Here is a 25,239-nt window from a genome sequence, read left to right as displayed (position 1 = left end):
CCTCACCTCCGCCGCCTCGCCTCCTGCATGATCTCCATCTGGATCTGCTGGATTTCCGCCAGGCGCTGCCATTGGCGGTTGATGAGGTGGTCGACCTTTTCGTGGAGGTGGCGGATTTCGAGTTCGGCCTTGAGGTTGACCTGATAGTCGTTGAGCGAGCGCATGCGGTCTTTTTCTTCCTGGCGCCGCTGGCTCATCATGATGATCGGCGCCTGTACCGCCGCGAGGCAGGAGAGGACCAGGTTCAGCAGGATAAAGGGATAGGGATCGAAGGCGCGGGTCGCGCCGGCGATGACGTTGATCGCCATCCAGACCGCCAGCACCACGCCGAAGGAAATCAGGAAATACCAGGAGCCGCCGAAGGTGGCGATGCCGTCGGCCAGCCGGTCGCCGAGGGTGCGCTTCTCGTCGAACTGCTGCTCCACGTTTTCCGCGATCAGCTGCTCGTTGGCGATGCTTTCGGCCACCTCCCGCTCCAACGTGGAGAATTCGCCGTGCTCCGCCTTCAGCAGGTCCTCGACGTACAGGTTGCGGAAGCGGTTGACCTCGGTCCGGCTGATCATCGCGTCGTCGGCGAGATCGGGATGCGCCTGGCGGATGCGGTCGGCCAGCGCCGGGCGCAGATGCTCCAGCCGCACCATGTCCTTTCGCGGGCGCTCCTTGCCGCTGACGGCGCAGCGCGCCTTCTTCGAGGCGGACGATTCCGCCCCCGCCACGATCCCCGCTTCGCCGGCCCCGGTGGCGGGGCTTTCTTCCCGGTCGTTCTCACTCATCCGTTCGTCCCATCCATCAGGCGGCGCTTTCCCGAGGCGCTTCGTCGCCCAGAAATCCGCCGGACTGACGACGCCATAATGACGCATAGACCCCATTCCGGCGAAGCAACTCCTCGTGGCTGCCGCTTTCGATGATGCGGCCACGGTCGAGGATGATCAGCCGATCCATGCGGGCGATGGTGGAAAGCCGGTGGGCGATGGCGATCACCGTCTTGTTCTCCATCAGCCTTTGGAGCTGATCCTGGATGGCCGATTCCACCTCCGAATCCAGCGCCGAGGTCGCCTCGTCGAGGATCAGGATCGGCGCGTCCTTGAGGATCACGCGGGCAATCGCGATGCGCTGGCGCTGGCCGCCGGAAAGCTGGATGCCACGCTCGCCGACATGGGCGTCGTAGCCCCGCCGCCCGGCCCAGTCCTCCAGCCCGCCGATGAACTCGTGCGCATGGGCCTGACGCGCCGCTTCCAGCACGCCCTCGCGGCTCGTCTCCCCGCGCCCGTAGCGGATGTTCTCCAGGATTGAGCGGTGCATCAGCGAGGTGTCCTGCGTGACGACCGAGATCTGTTCGCGCAGGCTTTCCTGCGTCACGGCGGCAATGTCCTGCCCGTCGATCAGGATGCGGCCGCTTTCCAGGTCGAAGAAGCGGAGAAGCAGGTTCACCAGCGTCGACTTGCCCGCGCCGGAGCGGCCGACCAGCCCGATCTTCTCGCCCGGCCGGATGTGGAGGCTGAGATCCTCGATGATGCCGCCCTTGCGGCCGTAATTGAAGGTGACGCGGTCGAAGACGATCTCGCCGGCCGCCACCTTCAGTGGCTTCGCTTCCGCCCTGTCGGTGACGCGGAGCGGCCGCGCGATCGACATCATGCCTTCCTGCACCGCGCCGATGTTCTCGAAGATCGAGGTCACCTGCTGGGCCACGAAGCCGGCGATGTTGGCGATCTGCCAGGTGAGCGGCAGCACCATCGCGACGATCCCGGCCTGCACCAGCCCGGCGCGCCAGAGCGAGAGCGCGATGCCGGCGGTGGAAACCAGCAGCAGCGCGTTCAGCGCGGCGAGGATGACGCCGAACAGGGTGATCAGCCGCAGCTGCCCCTGGAAGACCTCGGAGTGGGTATCCACGGCCTCGCGGACATAGTCGTCCTCCTCGCGGGCGCGGGAAAAGAGCTTCACGGTCAGGATGTTGGTGTAGCTGTCGACGATGCGCCCCGTGATCAGCGATCGCGCTTCCGACATCTGCACCGAGCGGAAGCGCAGACGCGGCACGAAGACCCGGAGCAGCACGACATAGGCGCAGAACCAGACCGCCGTGGGCAGCGCCAGCCATGGATCGGCACGCAGCATCAGCACGATGGCGCTGGTGCCATAAACCGCGATGTACCAGACCGCGTTGATCGAGGCGACGGCGCTGTCGCGGAGCGCCACGCCGCTCTGCATCACGCGCGTGGCGATGCGTCCGGCATAGTCCTTCTGGAAAAAGGACCAGCTCTGCCGCACGATGTGCCAGTGGCTCTGCCAGCGGATCATGTTGGTGAAGCCGCCCGCGATCACCTGGTTGGTGACGAGCGCCTGCACGAAGATGACGAGCGGCCGGGCGATCAGGATGAACGCCGCCATGCCGGCCAGCACATGCCAATGGCTGGCGACGAGATCGCGCGGCTCCACAGGCGCCAGCAGCGTGATCAGCCGGCCGATGAAGACGGGAACGGCGACGTCGATCAGCGCCGCTCCGAGCCCCACCACGAGCAGCGCGACGAAGTACCAGCGCACCTGCCGCAGGAAGAACCAGTAGAACGACCAGAGCGTTTCAGGCGGCTGGCCCGGCATCCCCCTTGCGGTGGACGGAATACGGTTTTCAAGAAAATGGAACATGTCCGTCCTGCCCGGAAAGGGGGGAGATCCGCGGATCTCGGTCGTCAGGAAATCTGGAATCGGTCCGGCGGGGCCGGATCAACGCTTGGAGCATTCAATCCGGGCGGCGCGATGGCAACCGGAAAAACAAGGCATCCGTATGATTCGCGGTCGCCTCAGCGGCGCAGGAACGCCTTGCGGACCGCGATGGCGCCTTGCGAGATCGCCTGCCGCCCGGCGGGGATGACGGGATAGAAGTTCACGAAGCCGTGGAAGGTGGCGGGAAAGCGCGCGAGACGCACCGCCACGCCCGCGCGGCGCATGCGCTCGCCATATTCGATCCCCTCGTCGCGGAGCGGATCGTAGCCGGCGACGACGACCAGCGCCGGCGGCAGTCCGGCCAGGCTTTCGGCCAGAAAGGGCGCGAAACGAGGATCGCGGCGGTCCTTCTCATCCGGCACGTAGCGGTCGAGATACCATTGCATGATCTCGCCGGTGAGAAGATAGCCCTCGGCGTTCTCGCGGCGGGAGGGGACGTCCGCCAGCCCGTGCGTGGTGGGGTAGTAGAGCAGCTGGAACGCGATCTCCGGGCCGCCGCGATCACGCGCCATCTGAGAGACGACGGCCGCGAGATTGCCGCCGGCGCTGTCGCCGGCAACCCCGATGGGTGCGCCCTCCCCGGCCAGTTCCGCCGCATGCTCCGCCACCCAGACGGTCGCGGCATAGGCATCGTCCGGCGCGGCGGGAAACGGATGCTCGGGCGCCAGACGGTAATCGACGGACACCACGACGGAGCGGGAAATCCGGGCCAGCCGGCAGCAGATGTTGTCGTGGGAATCAAGCCCGCAATGGACGAAGCCGCCGCCGTGAAAATAGACGATCACGCCCAGGGGACGGGAAGTTCTCGGGCGATAGATGCGGGCCGGGAGCGGGCCGTCCGCGCCGGGAACGGTCGTGGCCCGCACCGATCGAACCTGCAGGCGCGAAAACCAGCGCGGCGTCATCTGCCGGTTGGCGAGATCGCGAAGGCGCGGGATATCGGAAAGCAGATCGGGATCGAGGTTCCGCCCGATGGCTTTCAGCATCATGCGGCTGCTGGGGTCGAGAGACAAACCGGGGCGCCTTCCCGCAGGATCAGGTTAGACAGGCAGCGCAGTCCCGCCCGGACAAAGCCCGCTTGGACAAAGCAAGACTGCCGCGCGGAAACGCGGCAGTCTTGTCGGCGCTCGCCTTAGAGGAGGCGCAGCCGCCCGGCGATGTAGCCGATGCCGGCGGCGACGAGGAGCATGGTCATCGGCTGCTCCTGCACGCGGTCCGACAAATTGTCGAGCGCCGAGCGCGTCATGTCGGCGGCGTTGTCATAATAGTCCGAGGCATTGTTCACCGCGTCCTGTGCGCGGCTCGCGGCCTGCTGGATGCCGGACTTCACGTCGTCGGTATTCGCCATGATGCTCTCCCTCTGGGGTCACTCGCAGAATTGCACTGCGGAAACGCGGATCGCGCCGATAGGATGCATCGCTTCCGACATTCAGCGACAAACGAGCGCGATCCAGCCCAGAGCTGGCCCCCGGCCTCTCGCATGCATCCCCTGTCGGTGGCGGTTGCCGGTGCCGCTGCGAGGTGGCTGCGGGGGTAGTTGCGGGAGTGGTTGCGGGTAACGGGTCGCCGCTCTACCAGAGGACAGGAACAGGGATCCCGCCCCATGCAAGACGATGCGCGCCGGCAGCGCCTTCCAGCCATCGAACAGCTTCTGCAGACCCCGGCCGCCCATCGGCTGATCGAGCGGCATGGCCGCGACATGGCGACGGAAGCGCTGCGCGGCAGCGTGGCGGCCGCGCGGGCGGAGCTGGCGGCGGGCAAGGATGCGGTGGCCGATACGGAGGCGCTTGTCCGGACGGCCGGAGAGTGGCTGGCCGCCCTCCACGCCCACAGCCTCAAGCCTGTCTTCAACCTAACCGGCACGGTGCTGCACACCAATCTCGGCCGAGCGCCCCTGCCTGAGGAAGCGCTGGAGGCCGTCGTCGCCGTCTCGCGCGGGGCGTCGAACCTAGAATTCGACCTCGAGACCGGCAAGCGCGGCGACCGCGACGATCATCTGGAGGACTGGCTCGTCCGCCTGACGGGCGCGGAAGCGGCGACGGTCGTCAACAACAATGCGGCGGCTGTCCTGCTCACCCTGAACAGCCTCGGCGCCGGGCGCGAGGTACCGGTTTCGCGTGGCGAACTGGTGGAGATCGGCGGCTCTTTCCGCGTGCCGGAAATCATGGCGCGCGCCGGGGTGCGGCTGCGCGAAATCGGCACCACGAACCGGACGCACCGCAAGGATTTCGCGGTGGCGATCGGTCCGGAAACGGCACTTCTGATGAAGGTGCACCAGAGCAACTACAAGATCGAGGGCTTCACCAAGGAGGTGCCGCAGCGCGAGCTCGCGGCTCTTGCCCATGAACACGGCCTGCCCTTCATCGAGGATCTCGGCAGCGGCAGCCTGATCGACATGAGCCAGTTCGGCCTGCCGCACGAGCCGACGCCGCGCGAGGCGATCGCCGCCGGGGCCGACGTCGTGACCTTTTCCGGCGACAAGCTGCTCGGCGGCCCGCAGGCCGGCATCATCGTCGGCCGCAAGGACCTGATCGCGCGCATCAAGCAGAACCCGATGAAACGGGCGCTTCGCTGCGACAAGATGACGATCGCGGCCCTTTCCGTGATCCTGCGCCTCTATGCCGACGTGCCGCGCCTGCGGGAAAGGCTGCCGTCGCTGCGCCTCCTCACCCGTTCCCGCGAGGAGATCGCGTTTCTGGCCGGCGGAATCGCGCCACGCGTTTCGGAGGCGCTGGCAGGCATGTTCGAGGTCGCGGTGGTGGAATGCGCCAGCCAGATCGGCAGCGGCGCCTTGCCGACCGACCTCCTGCCGAGCGCCGGCCTTGCCCTGACGCCTCTAGCGGGCGGCTCCGTCAACGCGCTATCGGCGGCGCTCCGCCGGCTGCCGAAGCCGGTGATCGGCCGCATCCAGGCGGGTCAGGTGCTGCTCGATCTCCGCTGCCTTATCGATGCCGCAGGATTCAGCGAGCAGTTGCCCCTGCTTCGAAATGTCCTTGATACTGGAAAGACCGCATGAGCACCGTTACCGCCTTCATCAGCCAGGCTTTCCGGAAGGAAGGCAGGCGCCTCGTCGCCGATCCGCAGCAGTCGCACAAGACGCCGGAGGCGGCCATCGACACCGCGCGCCGGTTATCCGACCGCAAGGCAGGCGCCGTCGCCTTCTCGGTGACTGGCAATCCCGACGTGGATAACTGGGAGGATCCCGTGATCCTGTTCAAGGGCGGCGAGCTCCCGAAGGAGCTGCAGGGGGACGACGACTGAGAGTTCGCCGGCAAGATCGCGCCGCTGGGATCGGCCCGCTTTAACGGGGCCGCCGGGACCAGCCCCTCAGCCGGCGCGAACGCATGCGAGGTTGTCGTTCACCCCGGCCAGCGCCTCGCGGATGTGCTTTTCGCGGTAGGGCTTACCGATGAAGCCGACCGGGTTGCAGTCGGCCACGGAGGCCTCAAGCCTCTGGTCGAGCGCACCGGTGACGAAGAGCGAGCGAACGCCGTAATCCTTGCAGAGGTGCTTGGCGGTCTCCACGCCATCATGACGGCCGGCAAGGTTCACGTCGAGGAGCGCCAGATCGATCCCGTGATCGTCGGCCAGCTTCAGCGCCTTCGCCATGGTGGATGCGATCCCCACCACCGCATAGCCGGCGTCTTCGAGAATAGTCGAGAGGTCGAGGGCAATAATGGGCTCGTCTTCGACGATCAGCACCCGCAACATTTCCGTATTCCCTCATTTGTTAACGAATATGACGCGGCTGCGGCGGAATCGTTCCGGGAAAATCCAGGCATGTTGATGGAATCACGGGGCTCGTGGCCGGGAAATTTGCCCCGGATCTCACTCTTGCTCCGGTCAGAGCCCGGCTTTTCGCAAGTCTCCGGCCGTCCGGATGTAGAAAAAACGGGCTTCTCTCCCGCAAAAGCGTAAGGTGCGAGGATCGCAGAAGGAGCATCGACGATGGCAGTTTTTCCTTATGACCAATTGGTCGAACGTCGAGCCCAGCAGATCTTCGAACGCGAAAACGGCCGCGGCAAGTGGGATCTTCCCGAAGTCCGCAGCAAGATCAGCATCAAGCGGGACGAAACCGCCGCCGAGCCGCAGTCCAAGGACATGTGCCGGAAGCAGGCCCGCAACGAATTGCTGGCCGAGGGGATCATTCCCGCCAGCACGGCCGAACGGGCTGCCTCCGCGCCGTCTTCCGGCTCCAGGGCGCGTGCCGGCGACCCGCTGAAGGTGGGTTCCCGGAGCAGCGCCCTCGGTCTCAACCGGTTCGGCATCAAGAGCTGACGATCCGGCCCTGCACGATCCGGTATTCCGGCGAGGCTTGAACCGCCTGCCGGAACCGGTGTAGTGCGTGCCGGGTGGCCCGTATGGTCCGGGCCTGCTTGCGGAGGCGACAGGGGTCTGGTGGCCCTCCTGGTCTTCAAAACCAGAGACACGCCAAACGCGTGTGGTGGGTTCGATTCCCATCCGCCTCCGCCAATCCCTCCCCCCGTTTTCAATCCCCAAATGCAAATGAGGCGGGATTGCCCCGCCTCATCTGTCGCTGACGTTCCTGCGCTCGGAAATGGGCCTTACCAGGCCGGCAGGATAGCACCCTTGAAGCGCGTCTTCAGGAAGTCGGCCACTTCCCTGGACTGGTAGGCGGCGACCAGCGTCTTGAAGACCGGCTTGTCGCGGTCGCTCTCGCGCACCGCGATGAGGTTGCCGTAGGGATTACCGACCCGCTTCTCCGCAATCAGCGTTTTCGTCGGATCGAGCCCGGCCCCCAGCGCGTAAGTCGTGTTGATCACCGCGCCATCGAGATCCGGCAGATAACGGGAGATCTGCGCGGCGTCCACTTCGCGGATCTGCACCTTCTTCGGGTTCTCGCTGATATCGAGCACCGACGGCGTCAGGCCGGTGCCGTCCTTCAGCTTGATCAGGCCGTGTTCGGCCAGAAGGATCAACGCGCGCCCACCATTGCTGGGATCGTTCGGGATGCCGATCTGCGCACCCTGCGGAATGTCGTCGAAGCTCTTGTGCCTGGAAGAATAAAGGCCGATCGGCTCCACGATCGTGTAGCCGATCGGGACGATATGGTAGCCGTGCGCCTGGATCTGAGCATCCAGATAGGGCTTGTGCTGAAAGGCGTTTGCGTCGAGGTCGCCATGCTCCAGCGCCTCGTTGGGGATCGTATAATCGGAGAAGGTCACGAGTTGCAGATCGAGGCCGTTCCTGGCCGCCACCTGCTTGGCGACCTCCGCGATTTCCTCTTCCTCGCCGCCCATCACGCCGAGCTTCAGCTTTTCAGCCGCATAGGCAGGGACGAAGGAAGCGAGAGCCAGCGCCGTACCGGCGACGAGACCCAGGATCTTGCTTGAAAGTTGAGGCATGGCAGTCCTTTCCGGCGGCGCGATCGAGCGCCTTGCGGTTCATTCTCTCCGGTCTAACCAGACTTGGCGCCAATCCCGAGAAAGCGCTTTGCGTTGTTGGCCGAAAGCCCGGAATATCGTTCGGCAGGCGTGCCGAACGGCAGGGTCGGACCCGGTAGCCGGAGGGGGGCCGGGCTGGAAGGCCGGGCAACAGGCGCGTGCGGCCTAGAACTCTGGAAGCGACCGCTTTTCTTCCGCTTCGGCGAGAACCGGGTATTTCTCCAGGAATTTCCGCAGTTCGTCCCGCGTGTCCTGGATCTTTTCCCAGTCGACGCCGACCTGCGGATATTCCGCGCCGTAGGCGAGACTCACCAGCGCGTTCAGATCGTCGAGCTGCGCGCGCGTCCCGGGTGTCGGACCTTCGCGGAAGGCGTAGATCATCCGTTCGCGGACCCGGAGCAGCGGGCGGATCGCGTCCGTCAGCGGCTCGTGCAGCTCCTTGGGCTTATTGCGGATGATCGCATCGAGATCCGTGACGACCTTCTCGGCGATGGCGTGCGAGGAGACGGGCTTGGCCATGGCGCGTCCTCAGTGCAGCCGGCGACGGCGAGTGCCGTCCTCGGCCGGGATGAGCGGACGCGCGCCCGGCGGCAGCTCGCCCCTGCCCCCGTCCTCGCGGGCAAAGGTGAGCGAAATGGCGGAATTGTTGGCGGAGTTCTCGCCGGCCTGCATCACGGCCTTGCGCATCAGGAGGCCGCCGGCGAGGGTCGCCAGCGAGGCCGTCAGCGACAGGCGTCGCGAATGTCGGCCCGACAGCAGGCTGACGCCGAGGCAGAAGAGCGGGACGCCGACGCCGATCACCGTCGCCGCGCGATAGGCGGTGGCGGTCGCCGGATCGGCGTCGATGGCGGCTTCCACCTTGCGCTCGCGGTATTTCAGCCGGGAAAGGCGGGAGAAGACGAGGTTCGCCGCCGTCGCGACGAGGGCGAGCTTGCCAAGCAGCCGCGCATTGGCCGGCCGGTCGTTGAGTTCTTCCACCAGCGCGAGCGCCGCCGCCCCGGACGCGACCGATGACGCCGCGAAGCGCCCGCCCAGCTCCTTTGGCGCGGCGGCCCAGAGCGGACTGCTCGTGGCCGACAGCAGCGCGGCCGTATAGCTCGTCATGCCCAGTCCGGCGACGGCGGCCGGAAACTGCGCGACGTCGGCCACCGTCTCGACGGCCTTCTTCCCCCGCCAGAAGGGAAACAACCGGCGCAACGCTTGCGGCAGCACGGTCAGACCCGTGAAGCCGCTGAAGGAGAGCAGCGTGAAGGTTCCGATCGACATCGGCGAGGTCGAACGGAAGATGCGCAACATGTTGTAGAAGCGCTTCGGCGTGTGGAGGTCGGCGATCAGCAGCGGCGCGCCGGCGAGCGCACCGAGCATGCCGATGATCCGGCCGTTGTCGCGGACAGGCTTCAGGTCTTCCCGGCCGGAAAGCTGCGCCGCCGTGCCGATGACCTGTGCCGCACCCGCCGTGCCCGCCACGAAGATGTAGGACCAGACGAGCCAGCCCCAGGGCGCGGCCTTCAGCGCGGGATGGCCGTAATAGGTGGGCGTGTCCTTCGCTCCACCGGGCTGGCGCTCCGCCTTGCGGGTGCCGCGCTCGCGCCGGTCGAAGGGAACGTCGTTTACCAGGGTCATGGGATCAGCGCCGCTTGCCGGAGAACAGGAAGATGGCCGCCAGCGCCAGGCTCGCCGCCGTGGCGAGGCCCGTGCCGAGTGCCGGCGCGACGCGCCGCGAGGGACGGGTGGGCGCGGCGGGAAGGCCGTAGACCTCCGGCCGGTCGGACAACAGGAAGAAGGCCTGCAGCCGCTCCAGCCCACCGGTCGCGCCGGGAGCACCGGGCGTGCCGTAGAGATAGGCGTTGGTGGCGCCCCGCTCGTGCAGGTCCTCCACCCGCTCCTGCGCGCGCTCGTAGAGGTCGTCCCACTCGCCGAACTGGATGGAATCCGTCGGGCAGGACTTGGCGCAGGCCGGCTCCAGCCCGCCCTTGAGGCGGTCATAGCAGAGCGTGCATTTGTGCGCCTTGCCGTCGCTCATATCGAGATCGACCACGCCGAATGGACAGGCCGGCACGCAATAGCCGCAGCCGTTGCAGATGTCCTGCTGCACCACGACCGTGTCGAACTCGGTGCGAAACAGCGCACCCGTCGGGCAGGCTTCCAGGCACGGCGCATTGGCGCAGTGCTTGCAGACATCGCTCATCATCAGCCAGTTCGACTGGAACGGCTGCATGTCGTCGGTGTGCTCGCGATCGACCTTCTCCACGAAGGTGACGTGCCGCCAGGTGGAGGAAGAGAGCCCGCGGGTATTGTCGTAGCTCATGCCCGACATGCCCTGCTCTTCGGCGGGCAGTTGGTTCCATTCCTTGCAGGCGACCTCGCAGGCCTTGCAGCCGATGCAGAGCGTCGTGTCGGTGAAGAAGCCGTAGCTCTTGCCGGGCTCGATCGTCACGCCGGCGGTGAGTTCCGACTCGTTCGGGATCACCTCGTCGATAAAGGAGTCGGTGTAATCGAGGACGCGCGGATGCAGCGAGCCCTCGATCATGCCGGCGGATTTCGAGATCCACGGCTTGGCAGTGTCCCAGGCCTCGGTCATGCCTCGACCCCTTCATGATGGCGGCGGAGCCGCCCTTTTCGCAAGTTGCAGGTCAGCGCCTTGGCCTCGTGCATGGAAACATTGGGATCGGCGACGATCGAGGTCAGGATATTGGCGATGTCGCCGGTGGCGTAGCCCGCCCAGCCGAAATGCCAGGGCATGCCGATCTCGTAAACCGTGGAACCATCGATGGTCAGCGGCCTGAGCCGTTCCGTCACCATGGCCCGCGTCTCCACCTCGCCGCGCTTGGTGGAGAGTACCACCCAGTCCAGCGTTCGCACCCCCAGCTTTTCGGCGAGCTCCGGCGGGATCTCCGCAAAGCTTTCCGGCTGCAGTTCCGCCGTCGTCGGAACGCCGCGCGTCGGCGCACCGGCCGTGTGGTGCTCGGTGAGCCGATAGGTCGTCAGCGCGTAGGGATATTGCTTGTCGGCCACCTCGTGCAGGGCGTTGCCCTTGCGGTGGAAGCGCTTTGCAGCCGGGTTTGACTGCGCCTTGTAGAACGCGTTCTTCGCCGGCGTTTCCACCGGCTCGTAATGCGCCGGCAGCGGCCCGTCCTTCAGCCCGGCCGGGGTGAACAGCGCCATGCGCCCGTCCGGCATCATGATGAAGGGATCGGAACCGGAAATGGCATCCATGCCGGTCTGCTCCTTCGACCAGTCGGGCCGGTAGCCCGGGGCCTTGTCCTCGACGTAATCGGGAATGTCGAGCCCGGTCCACTTGCCCTCGGCCTCGTCCCACCAGATCATCTTCTTGCGCTCCGACCAGGGTTTGCCCTCAGGATCGGCCGAGGCGCGGTTGTAGAGCGTGCGGCGATTGGAGGGCCAGGCGAAGGCCCAGCCGTGATGGGCGCCGTTGCCATCGGGGCCATCGGCCTTGCGCGAGCGGGTGAGGTTCTTCCCCTCCTCCGGGAAAAGCCCGGAATAGGCCCAGCCACCGCAGGCCGTGGAGCCGTCGTCCTTCAGGGCCTTGAAGCCGCTGACGAGCTTGCGGTCCGCCGTCGTATAGCCGTTGATCTCCTGCAGCACGGCTTCCGAATCCGGGTCTTCCAGCGGGCCGATGACGGGGTAATCCAGGGTCAGCTTTCGGATCGGCTCGTCGCGTTTTTCGGTGCTTTCGGCGTAGAGTTCCTTCAACCGCCTGGCGAGATGGAAGACGAAGGACAAATCGGAGCGGCTGTCGCCCGGCCCGTCCACCACCTTGTCGTGCCATTGGACGAGGCGCTGCGTGTTGGTGAAGGTACCGGCCTTCTCGCCCGGCAGCGAGGCCGGCATCAGGAAGATCTCGGTCGCGATATCCTCCGGCTTCATCTCGCCTTCGGAGATCAGCGTGCCCTTTTTCCAGAAGGTCGCCGTTTCCACCTCGTGGCTGTCGCGCACCACCAGCCAGTCGAGCCCGGCAAGGCCCTTCTGCACCAGCTTGGCGTTCATGCCGCCGACCACCGTGTTCTGGCCGATCACGAACATGCCGCGCATGAAGCCGTCGGTCATCGCGAAGGTCATCGGGAACTGGGAATGGTCGCCGACGATCTTCGGCAGCCATTGGTAGCCGAACTCGTTCTCCTTCGTGGCATGCTCGCCGTACCAGGCCTTCAGCAGGCTCACCATGTATTTCGGCAGGTTCGTCCACCAGCCGGTCGGGACCGTCTCTTCCTCCAGGTACGTCTCCAGCGTCGGATGCTTGGCGGCCTTGGGCTGCGCCAGATAGGTCGGCAGCATCTCGTAGAGCGTCGGGATATCCGTCGAGCCCTGGATGGAGCAGTGACCGCGCAGCGCCAGCACGCCGCCGCCGGGGCGGCCCATATTGCCGAGCAGCCCCTGCATGATCGTCGCCGCGCGGATCATCTGCGAGCCGGTCGTGTGATGCGTCCAGCCGAGCGCATAGCAGACAGCGCCCGTGCGCTCGCGGCCGGAATTCTTCGCCATCGCTTCGGCGATCTTGACGAAGCTTTCCTTCGGACAGCCCGTGACGCGCTCCACCATCTCCGGCGTATAGGCGGCGAAGCGCCGGCGCATGATCTGGTAGACGCAGTTCGGATCCTGCAGCGTCTCGTCGCGGCGCGGCGGCCGCTTCGTCATCTCGTGCTTCTTCTCGGGATCGCTGACTTCGACCGAATGATCGGCATTGGCGGTCGGCACCACCATGCCTTCATACTGCCAGCTGTCCATCTTGTAGGAGTGCTTCTCCTCGTCCCAGCCGGAGAAGAGGCCGTCGAATTCCTCCGGCGCCTGAAACCCGTCCTCGATGATCGTGGAAAGGTTGGTGTAGGGGAGCGCGTATTCCCGGAACCAGAGATCGTTCTCCAGCAGATAGCGAACGATGCCGCCGAGGAACGCGATGTCCGTGCCCGAGCGGATCGGCGCATAGATGTCGGCCAGCGCCGAGGTCCGCGTGAAGCGCGGATCGACGTGAATGATCGTGGCACCGCGCTGCTTCGCTTCCACGACGAAGCGGAAGGCGATCGGATGGTTCTCCGCCATGTTGGAGCCCATGACGAGGATCACGTCGGAATTGACGAGATCCCACTGGGACATGGTGGCGGCCCCTCGCCCGACTGTCGCGCCCAAACTTGGGACTGTCGACGAATGTCAGGGACGGGCCTGGTTCTCGATCGCCACGACGCCGAGACCGCCGCCGAAGACCTTCTTCATGAGGTAGTTTTCCTCATTGTCGAGGGTCGCGCCGCCGAGCACGCCGATGCCGAGCGTGTGATTGACAACGGTGCCGTCCGCCAGCTTTTCCACGAAGGTCTCGTCGCGGGTCTGCTTGGTGAGCCGGGCGATGCGCTCCATGGCCCAGTCGAGCGGCACCTCTTCCCAGTCCGTCGCGTGCGGGCGGCGATACTTCACCGTCGTCAGCCGCTCGGGATTGTTGAGGAGGCCCATCGTCGCCGCGCCCTTGGGGCAGAGCCGGCCGCCATTCACGGGAGAGCGCGGATCGCCTTCCACGTGGATGACCTTGCCGTTCCTGGCATAGATCAGCTGCGCGCAACCGACCGCGCAATAGGGGCAGATCGAGGTGCCGACCTTGTCGGCGAGCTTCAGGCGCGGCTGCAGCTTTTCGGATGTCGTGCTCTTCGCGGCCGTCGACTTGGACGGCTCGCCGGCGAGCTGCCGCGGCAGCGACCAGTCCCGGACAAAGGAAGCGATGCGTTTGCCGGGCGTTCGGCGGTTGATCGTCATGCGGTTCTCCCGACCATCAGGCGGCGGCCTGTGATCTCGTGGGTCCGGATCTCGGAGGAACGATGTCGTGGGCTAGACCGGCGATGCGGCCCCGGTCGTCGCGGTAGCGCACGGTGACGCGCCGCTCTGCCTGCTGGAGGCCGGTAAGGTCCTGCGGCTCGAGCCGGGCGCTCGGCGACAGCACGAACAGCGTGGACCGGCCGTCGTCCGCCACCAGCCGGAAGCGGCCTTCCTGAACCACGGTGATGATGCCCGTCATCTCTCGCATGAGCCTGTCCGACCCTCCCTCGACAGCCAGCGACGCCGCGCGCGTTCGCGTTTCTGGAACGAAGCTGGTCGATGGCCAATTCAGCCAGCGGGCTCTGGTTCCGCCGAAAGATGCGGCAGAACGTACCAGACCGGCGAGCGGGCAGGCCCGGTCAGGCCGAGAGACGGCCCGGGTGCGTGAAAACCTCGAAGCTGCCGCCCCGGGCGGACGCGACAAGCGTGATCCCTGCGGCTTCCGCCGTGCGCACGGCCAGCGCGGTCGGCGCGGAAACGGCGACCATCACGGGCGCGCCCAGCACCGCCGCCTTCTGCACCAGCTCCACCGAAACGCGGCTGGTCATCACGAGAAGTCCCTCGCCGGCGTGCTCCCCGCTCCGCGCCAGCGCGCCGACGAGCTTGTCCAGCGCATTGTGCCGGCCGACATCCTCGCGGATGGCGACGAGGCCCCTCCCCGGTCGCCAGAACGCCGCGCCGTGCACCGCGCGCGTTTCGCGGTGCAGCGCCTGGCCGGAGGCCAGCGCGTCCAGTCCGGCCGCGATGTCGCCGGAGGTGAAGGTCGCGGTGCTTTCCACGCGCGGCGGCGCGCGCACCGCCTCCATCAGGCTGTCGATGCCGCAGAGACCACAGCCGGTAGGCCCGGCCAACTGACGGCGGCGAGCGGAAAGCCGCTGCTCCGTTTGCAGCGGCACCCACATGCGGAGTTCAACGCCCGCTTCGCTTTCCACGATGTCCAGCGCCTCGATCTCGCCGGCATCGCCGACGACCTTCTCCGTCAGGCTGAAGCCCAGCGCGAAATCCTCAAGATCGCGCGGCGTCGCCATCATCACCGCGAAGCTCGCCGCGTTGTAGGTGAGCGCCGTGGCGGTTTCTTCGGGAATGCCGCGCTCGCCGGGCGTCGACACGCCATCGCGCCAAAGATCGCGCCGCACTACCCGCACGGGATCGTGGACTTGCGGAACCTCGAGGGGATCGGGGTTCTGTGGAGCGGGTGCGGCGGGTTTGGAAGCGAGCATCGCTGGATAGAATAAGCTCTCGCCCGCCAAGCTCAAGCGGTGGGTGAGGCCAAGGGCGAGACCCGCGACGGAAACGTCGTCAATGCGTGGTCGGCGCGTCCATGCCGAGGCCCGGCCCGCGAGGATCGGCGAGTGCTGCCCGGATCGCCACGGTCAGGGCGTTTCCCAGCAGCGGCTTTTCCACGATCGGCACCGAGGCGCCGGCCGCGCGGGCGCGCAAGGCGCGGTTCGGATGGGTGGTGATCAGGATCGCCGGGAGTTCGACGTGCCGCCTTCGCAGATCGTCCAGAAGGTCGAGGCCGTTCATTTCGAGAAGATTGTAGTCGATGACCAGACAGCCGGCGCCCGGCAGCAGCGCATCGCCTAGCACTTCCGTGCCCGAGGCGTAGGTCTGGACGGTGAAGCCCTCCAGTTCCAGCGCGAATTTCAGCGAACTCAACACGGCCTGGTCGTCGTCGACCACCAGCACCCTGCCGATCCCGTTCGCTTCGCCGCCTATCTCTGCCATGACGCGCCTCTGCACCCGGGACTGTCCGAGCAGAGGCCCTTATCGCAGGATCGGAAGCATCGGACTTTGATCCAGCTCAAACAGGGATGCTCGTCAGAGGCGGGCGGCGTCCACCACCATCGCCATACGGACGAGGTCGGAAAGGCTGGAAGCGCGCATCTTCGACATGACGTTGGCGCGGTAGACCTCCACCGTCCGCGGGCTGATGCCGAGATCGTAGGCGATGGTCTTGTTGGGATGACCCGCAACCAGCCCGAGCAGCACCTGATGCTCGCGCTGCGACAGGCCGGAAAGCTTTTCCTGCAAGTCCAGCCGTTCCGCTTCGTTGCGCGAACCCTCGCTGCGCTGGTTCAGGCAGCGCTTCACCGAGGCGAGGAAGGCCTCGTCGTCGAAGGGCTTTTCCAGGAAATCCGCCGCGCCGAGCTTCATCGCCTCCACCGCCAGCGGCACGTCGGCGTGGCCGGTAATGACGATGACCGGGGCTCCCACGCCCTGTTCGCGCAGCTTGCGCAGGAGATCGATGCCGGTGATGCCGGGCATGCGGACATCGGTGATGATGCAATCCGCCCGCAGCGAAGCGGGGCTCGCCAGGAAAGCCTTGGCGCTCTCATGCGTCTTCACCGGCAGATCGGCCGTTTCCAAAAGGAAGGCGATGGAATCGCGAACTGCCTCGTCATCGTCGATGACGTGGATTTGCGGATCACTCGCCATGGGTCGGCGCCCCGTGGCTCGAGGTCCCGTGGTTCAGGGTCCCGTGACTTGTCGCCCCGTCGCCTGTCGCGCCATCGGTCATGGCGTCGTCGAGGATCGCCTGCAGCGTGACATGGAAAATCGTGCCGCGCGCGCCATTCGGCTCGGCCCAGATCTGTCCGCCATGCGCCTCGATGATGGTGCGCGAAATGGAGAGCCCCACCCCCATCCCCGACCGCTTCGTCGTGACGAATGGCTGAAATAGCTGCGTCTTCATCTCTTCGCTGATTCCCGATCCCGTATCGGCCACGCTGATTTCCACCATATCGTTCTGCACGAGTTCGGTGGAAATGACGAGTTCGCGTATGTCGCTCTCCTCCATGGCGTCCATGCCGTTGCGGATAAGGTTCAGCAGCACCTGCTGGACCTGAACGCGGTCTGCGAGCACCAGATCGACGGGGGAATGAAGGCGGAAGCGCACCCGCACGTCGTGTTCCTTGGCGCCGACCAGCGCCAGCGCGCTCGCCTCCTGCACGAGCTTCGTGCAGCTTTCCACCTGCCGCTCGCTTTCCCCGCGCTGCACGAAATCGCGTAGGCGGCGGATGATCTGCCCGGCCCGCAGTGCCTGTTCGGCCGCCTTCTCCACAGGATCCTGCAGGCGCGCGATATCCTGGCTGCCGCCCTTCAAGAGCCGCTGAAGGCCCTTGAGGTAATTGGCGATGGCGGAAAGCGGCTGGTTCAGTTCGTGCGCCAGCGTGGAGGCCATCTCTCCCATGGCGGTCAGGCGCGCCATGTGGACGAGTTCGCTCTGGAGTTCCTGCAGGCGCGCTTCCGTCTGCTGCCGCTCCGTCAGGTCGCGCACGAAGCCGGTAAAGAAGCGGCGGTTGCTGGACTTCATCTCGCCGACGGCCAGTTCCATCGGGAAGGTCGAGCCATCGCGCCGCTCGCCCACCACGACCCGCCCGGTGCCGATGATGCGCCGCTCGCCCGTCCGGCGATATCGGGTGAGATAGTTGTCATGCCCCTCGCGGTCGGGCGACGGCATCAGCATGCGGACGTTCTTGCCGATGACCTCCTCCGCCCGGTAGCCGAAGAGCCGTTCCGCCGCGCTGGAGAAGGACTGCATGTTGCCGCCCTCGTCGATCACCACCATCGCGTCGGGGATGGTGTCGAGGATCGATTGCAGGTGCGCCTCGCGGGCTTTCAGGTCGGCATTGATCTCGGCGGCCGTCTGCCGGTTGCGATGGATCCTGTCGCCGAACCAGGCGATGCCGAAGCCGATCAGCAAGAAGATGACGGCGCTCGACACGGCGGCCTGCGTGACCGTGACAACGCCGTTGGTCACGTCGAAGCCCAGCACCAGTCCGGCAAGCGTCGCGGCGATCGCCGGGCCGAAGCCGGCAAAGGCCGCCGCCACCATGACGGCCGGGATAAACAGCATGTAGGCGGAATGGTCCTGCAGAAACGGCGTCAGCAGGATGCGCGCGAGAAAGGCCGCCGTCAGCGCCAGCACCGCGACCGCATAGCGCCGCGCCGTCCTGGCGGCGTGCGATGCGCCCCTGTTTTCCGTCCCGGCAGGCAGATCGATCATCGAGGTTCCCGTACCCGCCGCCAGCCTCTTCCGGCGGCGACGACAGACATAAAGCAACGACCTTCCGATGTCCCGGCATGCAGGCGCGGGCGACCTACGGGATTCTACGTAGGGAGATTTCCCGAATGTCGGACGGCCGGCGGTGAAGTTATTTGATCTTCGTCAACTCCATGAAGGACCGGACCGGTGCTGAGACAATTCCTGAACGATGAAGCCATCGGCGCTCCGCTCGCTCGCGCACCCCAGGCTCCCGGCGACCTCAACACCTATCTCTCCATGGCCGGCGCTCGTATGCACTATGAGCGCAACTCAGAGATCTTCGGCGAGAACGAAGCCGCGGACTATATCTACGTGGTGGTCAGCGGCGCCGTCCGCTCCTGCACCCTGCTTCGCGACGGCCGCCGCCACATTGCCGGCTTTCACCTGCCGGGCGACATCTTCGGCCTGGAAATGGGCGGCGAGCACCGCTTCTCCGCCGAAGCCATCGGCGACAGCACGATCCTCGTGATCAAGCGCTCTTCGCTGTTCGGCCTGATGGAGCGCGAACCGTCCGCGGCCGGCGGCCTTTGGGCGGAAACCCTGCGCGACCTGCAGCGCGCCCAGTCCCACATGCTGCTGCTCGCCCGCAAGAACGCGCAGGAGAAGCTCGCCCACTTCCTTCTGGAAATGGCGGAGCGGCTTTCCTGCGAGGAAACGCTGGAACTGCCGATGTGCCGGCAGGACATCGCCGACTATCTCGGCCTCACCATCGAGACCGTGTCCCGCATGCTGACCCAGCTGGAGAAGAGCGGCACGATCCAGCTCCCCTCCTCCCGCCAGGTCGTCCTGCGCGACCGCAAGGCACTGCACCGGCTGGATTCCTGAGGCCGTCTAGGTTCAAAGCCGACGCTTCCTGAAGCCGGCGGTCGCCGCCGTTCGCGACATCGCCCGAGTTTCTCTCGAGGCATCGAAGTTCGACCGGTCCGGTTCGCTGGCGTGGTCCCTGCATCTCGACGTTCCGTCGGACCCGGTCGGCGGCCTCATGCGAGGTCAGCCCGCCCCGGCTTCTCGAAGAAAGCCAAGGACAAGCCGCAATATCGCCTGCTCGAATTCAGCGGTGCCGAGAAGCGGCGACGATTCCAGCGTGGCCTGTCGTAACACCTCGATCACCGATCGGCTCAGAACGAACGCTTCGCTCTCGTTGGGCGGTTGCGCCGCGTCCTCTCCAGCCTCCCTCCAGACCTCGATGATGGCTTGCGCGGCGATATGGGGTGGACTGGGCAGACCTTGCGCCGCGGCCACGCGCATCAGGGCCTGTACCAGACGACGGTGCGGCATGCGATGCACGTTGAAGGCTTCGTGCAAGACGTGGACGATCTGCCCGATCTTTTCCTCCGCCGTCCGCTTCTGATCATTCTCGAGCGCCGATCGGATACGCCGGCCAACTTCCTCGCGCTGCCGGGCGATCAAGGCCAACACGATGGCCTCCCGGTTCGGGAAGTACTGATAGATCGTACCGACAGAGAAGCCCGCCTTCCTCGCGAGGAAATTCGTCGTCAGCCTTTCGCTGCCATGCTCGCTCAGAATCTGAGCCGTCGCTTCCAGGATGGTCTCCATGGTCTGCTTCGCGCGATTCTGCGTCGGATTTTTCCGTGTTGTAGCAGCCGGTTGGTCGTCTGGCATGGTGACTGGCTCCGGGGCGGCAAAAGCGAGTACGAAAACTGAGCTTTGCTCAACATATTCGGTTCAGCAGCCGCTGGCACCATGGGCGGCTCCTCACCTGATCGATCGAGGCAGTATGACCGACAACCGCAGCCAATTTCCGCAACAGCTGAGACACCGCGAACGGCACCCGAAGGCCCGGTGGAAAAGAAGAGGCATCGTCGGCGGGTTGTTCCTTGGGCTCGCCGCTCTCGCCACGACAGCCGCGATTGCGGGGCCACTTGCGGCCGTCGGAGCCTATGTCGACCCTTACCATGCCAAAGTGCAGGCCGCCGGCTACGTTCAGAAGAGCGTTCGCGTGAACCGGATCACGCTCAGCTATGTCGAGGGACCGGACAACGGGCCGCCGCTCGTCCTGCTTCATGCTCAGCTTCTGGACTGGTTCAGCTACAGCCGGGTCCTGCCGGAGCTCGCGAAGTCGTTCCACGTCTACGACATCGATTATCCGGGCCACGGCCAGACGATCACTCCGGCGGACTATCCGATGACGGCCAATCAGATCGGAGCCGATCTCGGTGATTTCATCGAGAAGCACATCGGTCGCCCGGTCTTTGTCACCGGCAACTCTTCCGGAGGATTGCTGGCTACGTGGCTGGCGGCCCACCGACCCAAGCTGATCAAGGCGGCACTGCTGGAAGATCCGCCGTTGTTTTCGGCGGAATACCCGCGCATCAAGCAAACCATTGCGGACCGCGCCTTCAGGACGAGCTATGCGGCGGCAACTCAGGACCATCCGGATGACTTCCTGCTGTATTGGACCCACGGCAACGCGCCGTTCTTCCGAAAGAACATCGGCCCCGGAACGCCGTTCATCCTGACGCAGGCGGTGAAAGCCTATCGGAGAGCCAATCCGGGCAAGCCTGTCGAAATCGGCGTGGTGAAGAACGACACGGTGCGGATGCTGCTGCGGGGGCTCGATCGGTACGATCCCCGCTTCGGCGCGGCCTTTTACGACGGCACCTGGAACAAGGGCTTCGACCACGCCGAGGCGCTGAAGACGATCACCTGCCCGGTGCTGCTGATGCAGGCGAACACCTCGCAGCTTCCGGACGGCACGCTGAACGGCGCCATGAGCAAGGAAGAGGCCGACCGGGCCATGTCGCTCCTGCACAAGGGCAAATATCTGAAGGTCGACGCCACTCACGTGGTCAACCTCGACAAGCCTGTCGAATTTACGAACGCGCTTGAGAGCTTCTTCCTGGGCAGGTGACGATCCCGGTTGCGGACGCTCCTTCTCCCACAAAGACGAAAGCCCGGCCGAAGCCGGGCTTTTTCCCCTGAACTGAAGCCTCTTACACCGCGCGGCTGAAGCGCATGGCTGCGCCCTGGCGATAGGCGTCGAAGGCGACGGCGGCGAGGCGGACGAAGGGACGGCCCCGATCCGTCACGGTGATCGTATCCTCGTCGGTGACGATGAGGCCGTCGGCTTCCAGCGGCGCCAGCACCGGCGCGGCGTCGCGCAGCAGAAGCTGTTCAGCCTCGCCGCGCGCCTCCAGCCGGAAGTCGCACATCAGCCGCTCGATCATGCCCGCGCGGCGGCGGTCGTCCTCGTCGAGGCGGTAACCACGCGCGGTCGGCAGGCGGCCGGCCATCAGTTCGCGGCGATAGGCCATGACGTCGGAGATGTTCTGGACGTAGCCATCGGCCAGCGAGGAGATGGACGAGGCGCCGAAGCCGATCAGCACCGGCAGGTCGTCGTCCGTATAGCCCTGAAAATTGCGGTGCAGACGGCCTTCGCGAGCGGCGACGGCGAGGCTGTCGTCGGCGCGGGCGAAATGGTCGATGCCGATCGCCTGGAAACCCGCTTGCGCAAAGCTTTCCGCAATCGTGCGCGACTGCAGGAAGCGCTCGTCGGGACCCGGCAGCGCCGTTTCGTCGATCAGGCGCTGATGCGCCTTGAGGCTCGGCAGGTGGGCATAGCCGTAGCAGGCGATCCTGCTCGGATCGAGGCCGATCGCCTGGCGGGCGGTCTCGCTGATCGAGTCCGACGTCTGGTGCGGCAGGCCGTAGATCAGGTCGAGGTTGAGGCGTTCGATACCGGCTTGGCGAAGGTCGGCCGCCGCCTGGGCGACCACTTCCAGCGGCTGCACGCGGCCGATCGCCTCCTGCACGCGCGCGTCGAGATCCTGCACGCCGAGGCTGGCCCGGTTGACGCCGAGGTCGGCCAGCTGGCGGGCGAGATCCGCGCCGAGGCGGCGCGGATCCAGTTCGACGGCGTGCTCGGTGCCGCCGTCGAAGGTGAAGTGCCGGGCAAGGGTGGCGACAACCGCCGCCATGTCCCTGCCTCCCAGGATGGTCGGCGTGCCGCCACCCCAATGGAGCCGCGCGATCGTCACGCCTTCCGGAATGAAGCGCGCCGTCATCTCGATCTCGGTCCGCAGCGCCTGCCCGTAGGCGGACACCATATCCTCGCGGTGCACCAGCTTGGTGTGGCAGCCGCAATAATGGCAGAGCTCCCGGCAGTAGGGCACGTGAAGGTAGATCGACACCTTCTGCCCGGCCTGCAGGTTGCCGAGCCAGGCCTGGTGCTCCGCCGCCCCCACCGACGCCGAGAACTCGACGGCCGTGGGATAGGACGTGTAACGGGGAACCTGGCGGGTGCCGTAGCGGCGGACGAGATCGAGTTCGCTCACAGGACCGAATCCTCCCGCAGATCGCGGGTCGCGTCCTGCATGCGCCGATCGTCCCGCAGCTCGAACCAGAGCGCATTCAGGACCGCGAAGGACGAGGCAAGCCCGACGCCGAGGATCCAGGAAAAGTACCACATGGAGATGTCTCCCTTTCAGTGAGCGGGGCTCAGTAGGCGTTGGGGTTGCGGCCGAGGCTGTCGGCGGTGACCGTGCCGCGCATCACGCGGTACACGAACGCGGTGTAGAGCAGGATGATCGGCAGGAAGAAGCAGGTCGCCAACAGCATGATCCAGAGTGTCGTGTGGCTGGAGGAAGCGTCCCACACCGTGAGGCTCGCCTGCGGATCGATCGAGGAGGGCAGCAGGAAGGGGAAGAGCGACAGGCCCGCCGTGGAGATGACGCCGAGGATCGCGACCGCGGAGCAGAGGAACGCCAGCACCGAGCGCCGTCCCGACAGGAGGACGAAGGAAGCCAGCGACCCCAGGAAGCCCAGCACCGGGGCGACGATCATCCAGGGATGACGGCCGTAATTGCCGATCCAGGCGCCGGTTTCGGTGGTGACCTGCTTGAAGTGGACGTTGGAGGGACCGGCCATGTCCTGCGTGCTGGTGACGGTATAGCCCTTCAGCGCGAAGGCGACCCAGAGACCGGCGAGCGCGAAGAGCACGACCGTGCCCAGAGCCGCATAGCGGCCATAGAGGCGGGACCGGGCGGCGACGGGGCCTTCCGTCTTCATGTTCAGCATCGCCGCGCCGTGGGTCACGAGCATGCAGAGGCTGACCAGGCCGCAGAGCACCGCGAAGGGCGAGAGCAGCTGGAAGAAGTTGCCGTTGTAGGAGGGCCGCATATTGTCGTCGATAGCGAAGGGCGCGCCGAGGAGCACGTTGCCGACCGCCACGCCCAGCACGACCGCTGGCACGAAGCCGCCGATGAACAGGCACCAGTCCCAGATCTCGCGCCATGCGCGGTTCTCCACCTTGCCGCGGAACTTGAAGCCGACCGGGCGCAGGATGAGCGCCAGCAGGATCAGGATCATGGCGAGATAGAAGCCGGAGAACGAGACGGCGTAGAGCGGCGGCCAGGCGGCGAAGATCGCGCCGCCGCCGAGAACGAGCCACACCTGGTTGCCTTCCCAGACGGGGCCGATCGTGTTGATCACCACCCGCCGCTCGCTGTCATTGCGGGCGACGAAAGGCAGGAGGGCGCCGACGCCGAGGTCGAACCCGTCCATGATGGCGTAGCCGATCAGCAGGATGCCGAGGAGCAGCCACCAGATGACCCGGAGGGTCGGGTAGTCGATAGGAATGTGATCCATGATGAGATTTCCAGATCCAGTGGCTGGGATCAGCGATTGAGGTCCGCGGCAGCACCTTCCGGCACGAACGCGCCGCCGGTCAGGCCTTCGGAGATGAGGGTCTTGTCGGTAGGACCCTGCTTGATGACCTTCACCATCAGGAAGATCTCGACGATCAGCAGGGCGGTGTAGAGCAGCAGGAAGAAGCCGAGGCTGATGGAGAGATCGGTGAGCGTCAGGCCGGAAGCCGCGTAGAAGGTCGGCAGCACGCCTTCGATGATCCAGGGCTGGCGGCCGAACTCGGCGATGATCCAGCCCGATTCGATGGCGACCCAGGGCAGCGGCAGGCTGAACAGCGTGATCCAGAGCAGCGCCCGGTTGTTCTCCAGGACGTGCCGGCTCGCCTTCCAGAACCACAGCGCGAAGAACGCGATGAAGTAGAAGCCGCAGGCGACCATGATGCGGAAGGTCCAGAACAGCGTCGGAACATTCGGCACGGTGTCGGCCGCCGCCTTGGCGATGTCGGCGTCGGTGGCGTTGACCACGTCCTCACGATAGCGCTTCAGGAGCAGGGCGTAGCCGAGGTCGCGCCAATGCGCCTGCAGCACCTGCCGGGAAGCGGTATCCTTCGGGTCGGCCTTGACCTTCTGCAGCGCGTCGTAGGCGACGATGCCGTCGCGGATGCGCGTCTTGGCGAGATCGACCAGCTCCACGATGCCCGGAACCTGCGTGGACAGCGAACGGGTGGAGATCAGGCCGAGCACGTAGGGAACACGAAGTTCGTAGGTGTTCTTCTGCGCCGCCGTGCCGGGAACCGCGAAGAGGTTGAAGCTCGCCGGAGCGTCTTCGGTGTGCCACATGGCTTCCATGGCGGCGAGCTTCATCTTCTGGTGCTCGGTGGCCATGTAGCCGCTTTCGTCGCCCAGGACGACGACGGAGAGCGCGGAGGCGAGACCGAAGGCGGCGGCGACCGCCATGGAGCGCTTGGCGAGTTCCACGTGGCGACGGCCCAGCAGGAACAGCGCGCTGATGGAAATCACGAACATGGCGCCCGTGACGTAGCCGGCGCTGACGGTGTGGACGAACTTCGCCTGCGCGACCGGATTGAAGATCACGGCGGTGAAGTCCTGGACCTCCATGCGCATCGTGTCGGGATTGAAGGTCGCGCCGACCGGGTTCTGCATCCAGCCGTTGGCGATCAGGATCCAGAGCGCGGAGAAGTTCGCGCCCAGCGCCACGAGCCAGGTCACGACGAGATGGCCGGGCCTTGAGAGACGATCCCAGCCGAAGAAGAAGAGCCCGATGAAGGTCGCTTCCAGGAAGAAGGCCATCAGGCCCTCGATGGCGAGCGGCGCGCCGAAGATGTCGCCGACGTAATGGCTGTAATAGGACCAGTTGGTGCCGAACTGGAATTCCATGACGATGCCGGTGGCGACGCCCATGGCGAAGTTGATGCCGAACAGGGTGCCCCAGAACAACGTCATGCGCCGCCAGACCTCGCGGCCCGTCAGCACATAGACGCTTTCCATGATGCCCATCATGAAGGACAGGCCGAGCGTCAGCGGCACGAAAAGGAAGTGGTACAGCGCGGTGGCAGCAAATTGCAGCCGCGACAGGTCCACCACGTCGAGATTGATCATCGGTGTAGCCTCTAACCGGCAG

25 protein-coding genes and 1 tRNA gene are annotated in these 25,239 nt (G+C 65.8%); 6 read left to right on the top strand and 20 right to left on the bottom strand.

The window, feature by feature from the left end:
• Positions 1–2 precede the first annotated feature (2 nt).
• The 4 genes from BMY25_RS01800 to BMY25_RS01785 form a co-directional block, all read right to left on the bottom strand.
• Positions 3–773, bottom strand: coding sequence for a DUF1003 domain-containing protein (locus tag BMY25_RS01800; RefSeq protein ID WP_092494867.1), 771 nt, complete (start codon positions 771–773; stop codon positions 3–5).
• Between the two features lie 16 nt (positions 774–789).
• The gene (locus BMY25_RS01795; protein ID WP_092494866.1) at positions 790–2,640 is read right to left on the bottom strand and encodes an ABC transporter ATP-binding protein; all 1,851 of its coding nucleotides are present in this window, start codon (positions 2,638–2,640) and stop codon (positions 790–792) included.
• Between the two features lie 155 nt (positions 2,641–2,795).
• Positions 2,796–3,707: an alpha/beta hydrolase gene (locus BMY25_RS01790; protein ID WP_092494865.1), complete on the bottom strand. Its 912-nt coding sequence runs from the start codon at positions 3,705–3,707 to the stop codon at positions 2,796–2,798.
• Positions 3,708–3,850: 143 nt separating this feature from the next.
• A complete protein-coding gene (locus BMY25_RS01785) occupies positions 3,851–4,066 on the bottom strand; it encodes a hypothetical protein (protein ID WP_092494864.1) in 216 nt (71 codons plus the stop codon).
• A gap of 255 nt (positions 4,067–4,321) precedes the next feature.
• Here BMY25_RS01785 and selA point away from each other — a divergent pair, with 255 nt between their 5' ends.
• Together selA and BMY25_RS01775 are read left to right on the top strand one after the other, a co-directional pair.
• Positions 4,322–5,734, top strand: a complete 1,413-nt coding sequence (gene selA / locus BMY25_RS01780; protein ID WP_092494863.1) for an L-seryl-tRNA(Sec) selenium transferase — start codon at positions 4,322–4,324, stop codon at positions 5,732–5,734.
• Positions 5,731–5,979, top strand: coding sequence for a hypothetical protein (locus tag BMY25_RS01775; protein ID WP_092494862.1), 249 nt, complete (start codon positions 5,731–5,733; stop codon positions 5,977–5,979). Before selA ends, BMY25_RS01775 begins: the two co-directional genes overlap by 4 nt.
• Before the next feature lie 66 nt (positions 5,980–6,045).
• Here the strand turns inward: BMY25_RS01775 and BMY25_RS01770 are convergent, their stop codons facing one another.
• The gene (locus BMY25_RS01770) at positions 6,046–6,429 is read right to left on the bottom strand and encodes a response regulator (protein ID WP_092494861.1); all 384 of its coding nucleotides are present in this window, start codon (positions 6,427–6,429) and stop codon (positions 6,046–6,048) included.
• A gap of 237 nt (positions 6,430–6,666) precedes the next feature.
• Here BMY25_RS01770 and BMY25_RS01765 point away from each other — a divergent pair, with 237 nt between their 5' ends.
• Entirely contained in the window at positions 6,667–6,996 is a 330-nt protein-coding gene (locus BMY25_RS01765) for a hypothetical protein (protein WP_143061853.1), read from the top strand.
• Positions 6,997–7,098: 102 nt separating this feature from the next.
• Positions 7,099–7,191 (top strand) — tRNA-Sec (locus tag BMY25_RS01760).
• Between the two features lie 92 nt (positions 7,192–7,283).
• Here the strand turns inward: BMY25_RS01760 and BMY25_RS01755 are convergent.
• From BMY25_RS01755 to BMY25_RS01705, 10 genes are all read right to left on the bottom strand, one after another.
• Positions 7,284–8,084: a MetQ/NlpA family ABC transporter substrate-binding protein gene (locus tag BMY25_RS01755; RefSeq protein ID WP_092494859.1), complete on the bottom strand. Its 801-nt coding sequence runs from the start codon at positions 8,082–8,084 to the stop codon at positions 7,284–7,286.
• Between the two features lie 204 nt (positions 8,085–8,288).
• A complete protein-coding gene (locus BMY25_RS01750) occupies positions 8,289–8,642 on the bottom strand; it encodes a hypothetical protein (protein ID WP_092494858.1) in 354 nt (117 codons plus the stop codon).
• Between the two features lie 9 nt (positions 8,643–8,651).
• A complete protein-coding gene (gene nrfD, locus BMY25_RS01745) occupies positions 8,652–9,746 on the bottom strand; it encodes an NrfD/PsrC family molybdoenzyme membrane anchor subunit (protein WP_092494857.1) in 1,095 nt (364 codons plus the stop codon).
• Between the two features lie 4 nt (positions 9,747–9,750).
• Positions 9,751–10,704 (bottom strand): 4Fe-4S dicluster domain-containing protein, encoded by a 954-nt coding sequence (locus tag BMY25_RS01740; protein WP_238858090.1) that lies wholly within the window; start codon positions 10,702–10,704, stop codon positions 9,751–9,753.
• Positions 10,701–13,883 (bottom strand): formate dehydrogenase, encoded by a 3,183-nt coding sequence (gene fdh / locus BMY25_RS01735; RefSeq protein WP_304529029.1) that lies wholly within the window; start codon positions 13,881–13,883, stop codon positions 10,701–10,703. The genes BMY25_RS01740 and fdh overlap by 4 nt, the downstream gene beginning before the upstream one ends.
• 16 nt (positions 13,884–13,899) lie before the next feature.
• Positions 13,900–14,151: a hypothetical protein gene (locus tag BMY25_RS01725; RefSeq protein ID WP_092494854.1), complete on the bottom strand. Its 252-nt coding sequence runs from the start codon at positions 14,149–14,151 to the stop codon at positions 13,900–13,902.
• Positions 14,152–14,302: 151 nt separating this feature from the next.
• The gene (gene fdhD, locus BMY25_RS01720; RefSeq protein WP_092494853.1) at positions 14,303–15,088 is read right to left on the bottom strand and encodes a formate dehydrogenase accessory sulfurtransferase FdhD; all 786 of its coding nucleotides are present in this window, start codon (positions 15,086–15,088) and stop codon (positions 14,303–14,305) included.
• 154 nt (positions 15,089–15,242) lie between these two features.
• Entirely contained in the window at positions 15,243–15,671 is a 429-nt protein-coding gene (locus BMY25_RS01715) for a response regulator (RefSeq protein ID WP_092494852.1), read from the bottom strand.
• A 93-nt stretch (positions 15,672–15,764) separates the two neighbouring features.
• Positions 15,765–16,382 (bottom strand): response regulator FixJ, encoded by a 618-nt coding sequence (gene fixJ, locus BMY25_RS01710; protein ID WP_092494851.1) that lies wholly within the window; start codon positions 16,380–16,382, stop codon positions 15,765–15,767.
• Positions 16,372–17,952 (bottom strand): sensor histidine kinase, encoded by a 1,581-nt coding sequence (locus tag BMY25_RS01705; RefSeq protein WP_092494850.1) that lies wholly within the window; start codon positions 17,950–17,952, stop codon positions 16,372–16,374. The genes fixJ and BMY25_RS01705 overlap by 11 nt, the downstream gene beginning before the upstream one ends.
• Before the next feature lie 186 nt (positions 17,953–18,138).
• Here BMY25_RS01705 and BMY25_RS01700 point away from each other — a divergent pair, with 186 nt between their 5' ends.
• Positions 18,139–18,816 (top strand): helix-turn-helix domain-containing protein, encoded by a 678-nt coding sequence (locus tag BMY25_RS01700; protein WP_092494849.1) that lies wholly within the window; start codon positions 18,139–18,141, stop codon positions 18,814–18,816.
• Between the two features lie 165 nt (positions 18,817–18,981).
• Here BMY25_RS01700 and BMY25_RS01695 read toward each other — a convergent pair whose 3' ends face one another.
• Positions 18,982–19,548: a TetR/AcrR family transcriptional regulator gene (locus tag BMY25_RS01695; RefSeq protein WP_177176653.1), complete on the bottom strand. Its 567-nt coding sequence runs from the start codon at positions 19,546–19,548 to the stop codon at positions 18,982–18,984.
• Between BMY25_RS01695 and BMY25_RS01690 the strand changes: the two genes are divergently transcribed.
• Positions 19,547–20,863, top strand: a complete 1,317-nt coding sequence (locus BMY25_RS01690; RefSeq protein WP_238858089.1) for an alpha/beta fold hydrolase — start codon at positions 19,547–19,549, stop codon at positions 20,861–20,863. The genes BMY25_RS01695 and BMY25_RS01690 overlap by 2 nt on opposite strands.
• An 82-nt stretch (positions 20,864–20,945) precedes the next feature.
• On the opposite strand, the gene hemN is transcribed toward BMY25_RS01690, so the two are convergent.
• Genes hemN through BMY25_RS01670 form a run of 4 tightly spaced genes read right to left on the bottom strand, consistent with a single transcriptional unit; the run spans position 20,946 to position 25,217 of the window.
• Complete coding sequence (gene hemN / locus BMY25_RS01685; protein ID WP_092494846.1) at positions 20,946–22,286, bottom strand: oxygen-independent coproporphyrinogen III oxidase; 1,341 nt, start codon at positions 22,284–22,286, stop codon at positions 20,946–20,948.
• Positions 22,283–22,420, bottom strand: a complete 138-nt coding sequence (gene cydX, locus BMY25_RS01680) for a cytochrome bd-I oxidase subunit CydX (RefSeq protein WP_092494845.1) — start codon at positions 22,418–22,420, stop codon at positions 22,283–22,285. Before cydX ends, hemN begins: the two co-directional genes overlap by 4 nt.
• Before the next feature lie 29 nt (positions 22,421–22,449).
• The gene (cydB, locus tag BMY25_RS01675) at positions 22,450–23,601 is read right to left on the bottom strand and encodes a cytochrome d ubiquinol oxidase subunit II (protein WP_238858133.1); all 1,152 of its coding nucleotides are present in this window, start codon (positions 23,599–23,601) and stop codon (positions 22,450–22,452) included.
• Between the two features lie 26 nt (positions 23,602–23,627).
• Positions 23,628–25,217, bottom strand: a complete 1,590-nt coding sequence (locus BMY25_RS01670) for a cytochrome ubiquinol oxidase subunit I (protein ID WP_092494843.1) — start codon at positions 25,215–25,217, stop codon at positions 23,628–23,630.
• Positions 25,218–25,239 lie beyond the last annotated feature (22 nt).

It is taken from the genome of Faunimonas pinastri (assembly GCF_900110915.1).
GTDB classification, from domain to species: domain Bacteria; phylum Pseudomonadota; class Alphaproteobacteria; order Rhizobiales; family Afifellaceae; genus Faunimonas; species Faunimonas pinastri.
This window is presented reverse-complemented; position numbering and strand designations above follow the sequence as displayed.

What these genes read in the sequence shown, in the direction of transcription:
- cydX (WP_092494845.1), bottom strand. Translation starts at nt 22,420, where the DNA reads ATGTGGTACTTTTCCTGGATCCTCGGCGTCGGGCTTGCCTCGTCCTTC.
- BMY25_RS01775 (WP_092494862.1), top strand. Translation starts at nt 5,731, where the DNA reads ATGAGCACCGTTACCGCCTTCATCAGCCAGGCTTTCCGGAAGGAAGGC.
- BMY25_RS01770 (WP_092494861.1), bottom strand. Translation starts at nt 6,429, where the DNA reads ATGTTGCGGGTGCTGATCGTCGAAGACGAGCCCATTATTGCCCTCGAC.
- BMY25_RS01725 (WP_092494854.1), bottom strand. Translation starts at nt 14,151, where the DNA reads ATGCGAGAGATGACGGGCATCATCACCGTGGTTCAGGAAGGCCGCTTC.
- BMY25_RS01740 (WP_238858090.1), bottom strand. Translation starts at nt 10,704, where the DNA reads ATGACCGAGGCCTGGGACACTGCCAAGCCGTGGATCTCGAAATCCGCC.
- fixJ (WP_092494851.1), bottom strand. Translation starts at nt 16,382, where the DNA reads ATGGCGAGTGATCCGCAAATCCACGTCATCGACGATGACGAGGCAGTT.
- BMY25_RS01785 (WP_092494864.1), bottom strand. Translation starts at nt 4,066, where the DNA reads ATGGCGAATACCGACGACGTGAAGTCCGGCATCCAGCAGGCCGCGAGC.
- BMY25_RS01690 (WP_238858089.1), top strand. Translation starts at nt 19,547, where the DNA reads ATGGTCTGCTTCGCGCGATTCTGCGTCGGATTTTTCCGTGTTGTAGCA.
- BMY25_RS01765 (WP_143061853.1), top strand. Translation starts at nt 6,667, where the DNA reads ATGGCAGTTTTTCCTTATGACCAATTGGTCGAACGTCGAGCCCAGCAG.
- selA (WP_092494863.1), top strand. Translation starts at nt 4,322, where the DNA reads ATGCAAGACGATGCGCGCCGGCAGCGCCTTCCAGCCATCGAACAGCTT.
- BMY25_RS01755 (WP_092494859.1), bottom strand. Translation starts at nt 8,084, where the DNA reads ATGCCTCAACTTTCAAGCAAGATCCTGGGTCTCGTCGCCGGTACGGCG.
- BMY25_RS01750 (WP_092494858.1), bottom strand. Translation starts at nt 8,642, where the DNA reads ATGGCCAAGCCCGTCTCCTCGCACGCCATCGCCGAGAAGGTCGTCACG.
- nrfD (WP_092494857.1), bottom strand. Translation starts at nt 9,746, where the DNA reads ATGACCCTGGTAAACGACGTTCCCTTCGACCGGCGCGAGCGCGGCACC.
- BMY25_RS01705 (WP_092494850.1), bottom strand. Translation starts at nt 17,952, where the DNA reads ATGATCGATCTGCCTGCCGGGACGGAAAACAGGGGCGCATCGCACGCC.
- BMY25_RS01715 (WP_092494852.1), bottom strand. Translation starts at nt 15,671, where the DNA reads ATGGCAGAGATAGGCGGCGAAGCGAACGGGATCGGCAGGGTGCTGGTG.
- BMY25_RS01795 (WP_092494866.1), bottom strand. Translation starts at nt 2,640, where the DNA reads ATGTTCCATTTTCTTGAAAACCGTATTCCGTCCACCGCAAGGGGGATG.
- BMY25_RS01670 (WP_092494843.1), bottom strand. Translation starts at nt 25,217, where the DNA reads ATGATCAATCTCGACGTGGTGGACCTGTCGCGGCTGCAATTTGCTGCC.
- BMY25_RS01695 (WP_177176653.1), bottom strand. Translation starts at nt 19,548, where the DNA reads ATGGAGACCATCCTGGAAGCGACGGCTCAGATTCTGAGCGAGCATGGC.
- BMY25_RS01790 (WP_092494865.1), bottom strand. Translation starts at nt 3,707, where the DNA reads ATGATGCTGAAAGCCATCGGGCGGAACCTCGATCCCGATCTGCTTTCC.
- BMY25_RS01800 (WP_092494867.1), bottom strand. Translation starts at nt 773, where the DNA reads ATGAGTGAGAACGACCGGGAAGAAAGCCCCGCCACCGGGGCCGGCGAA.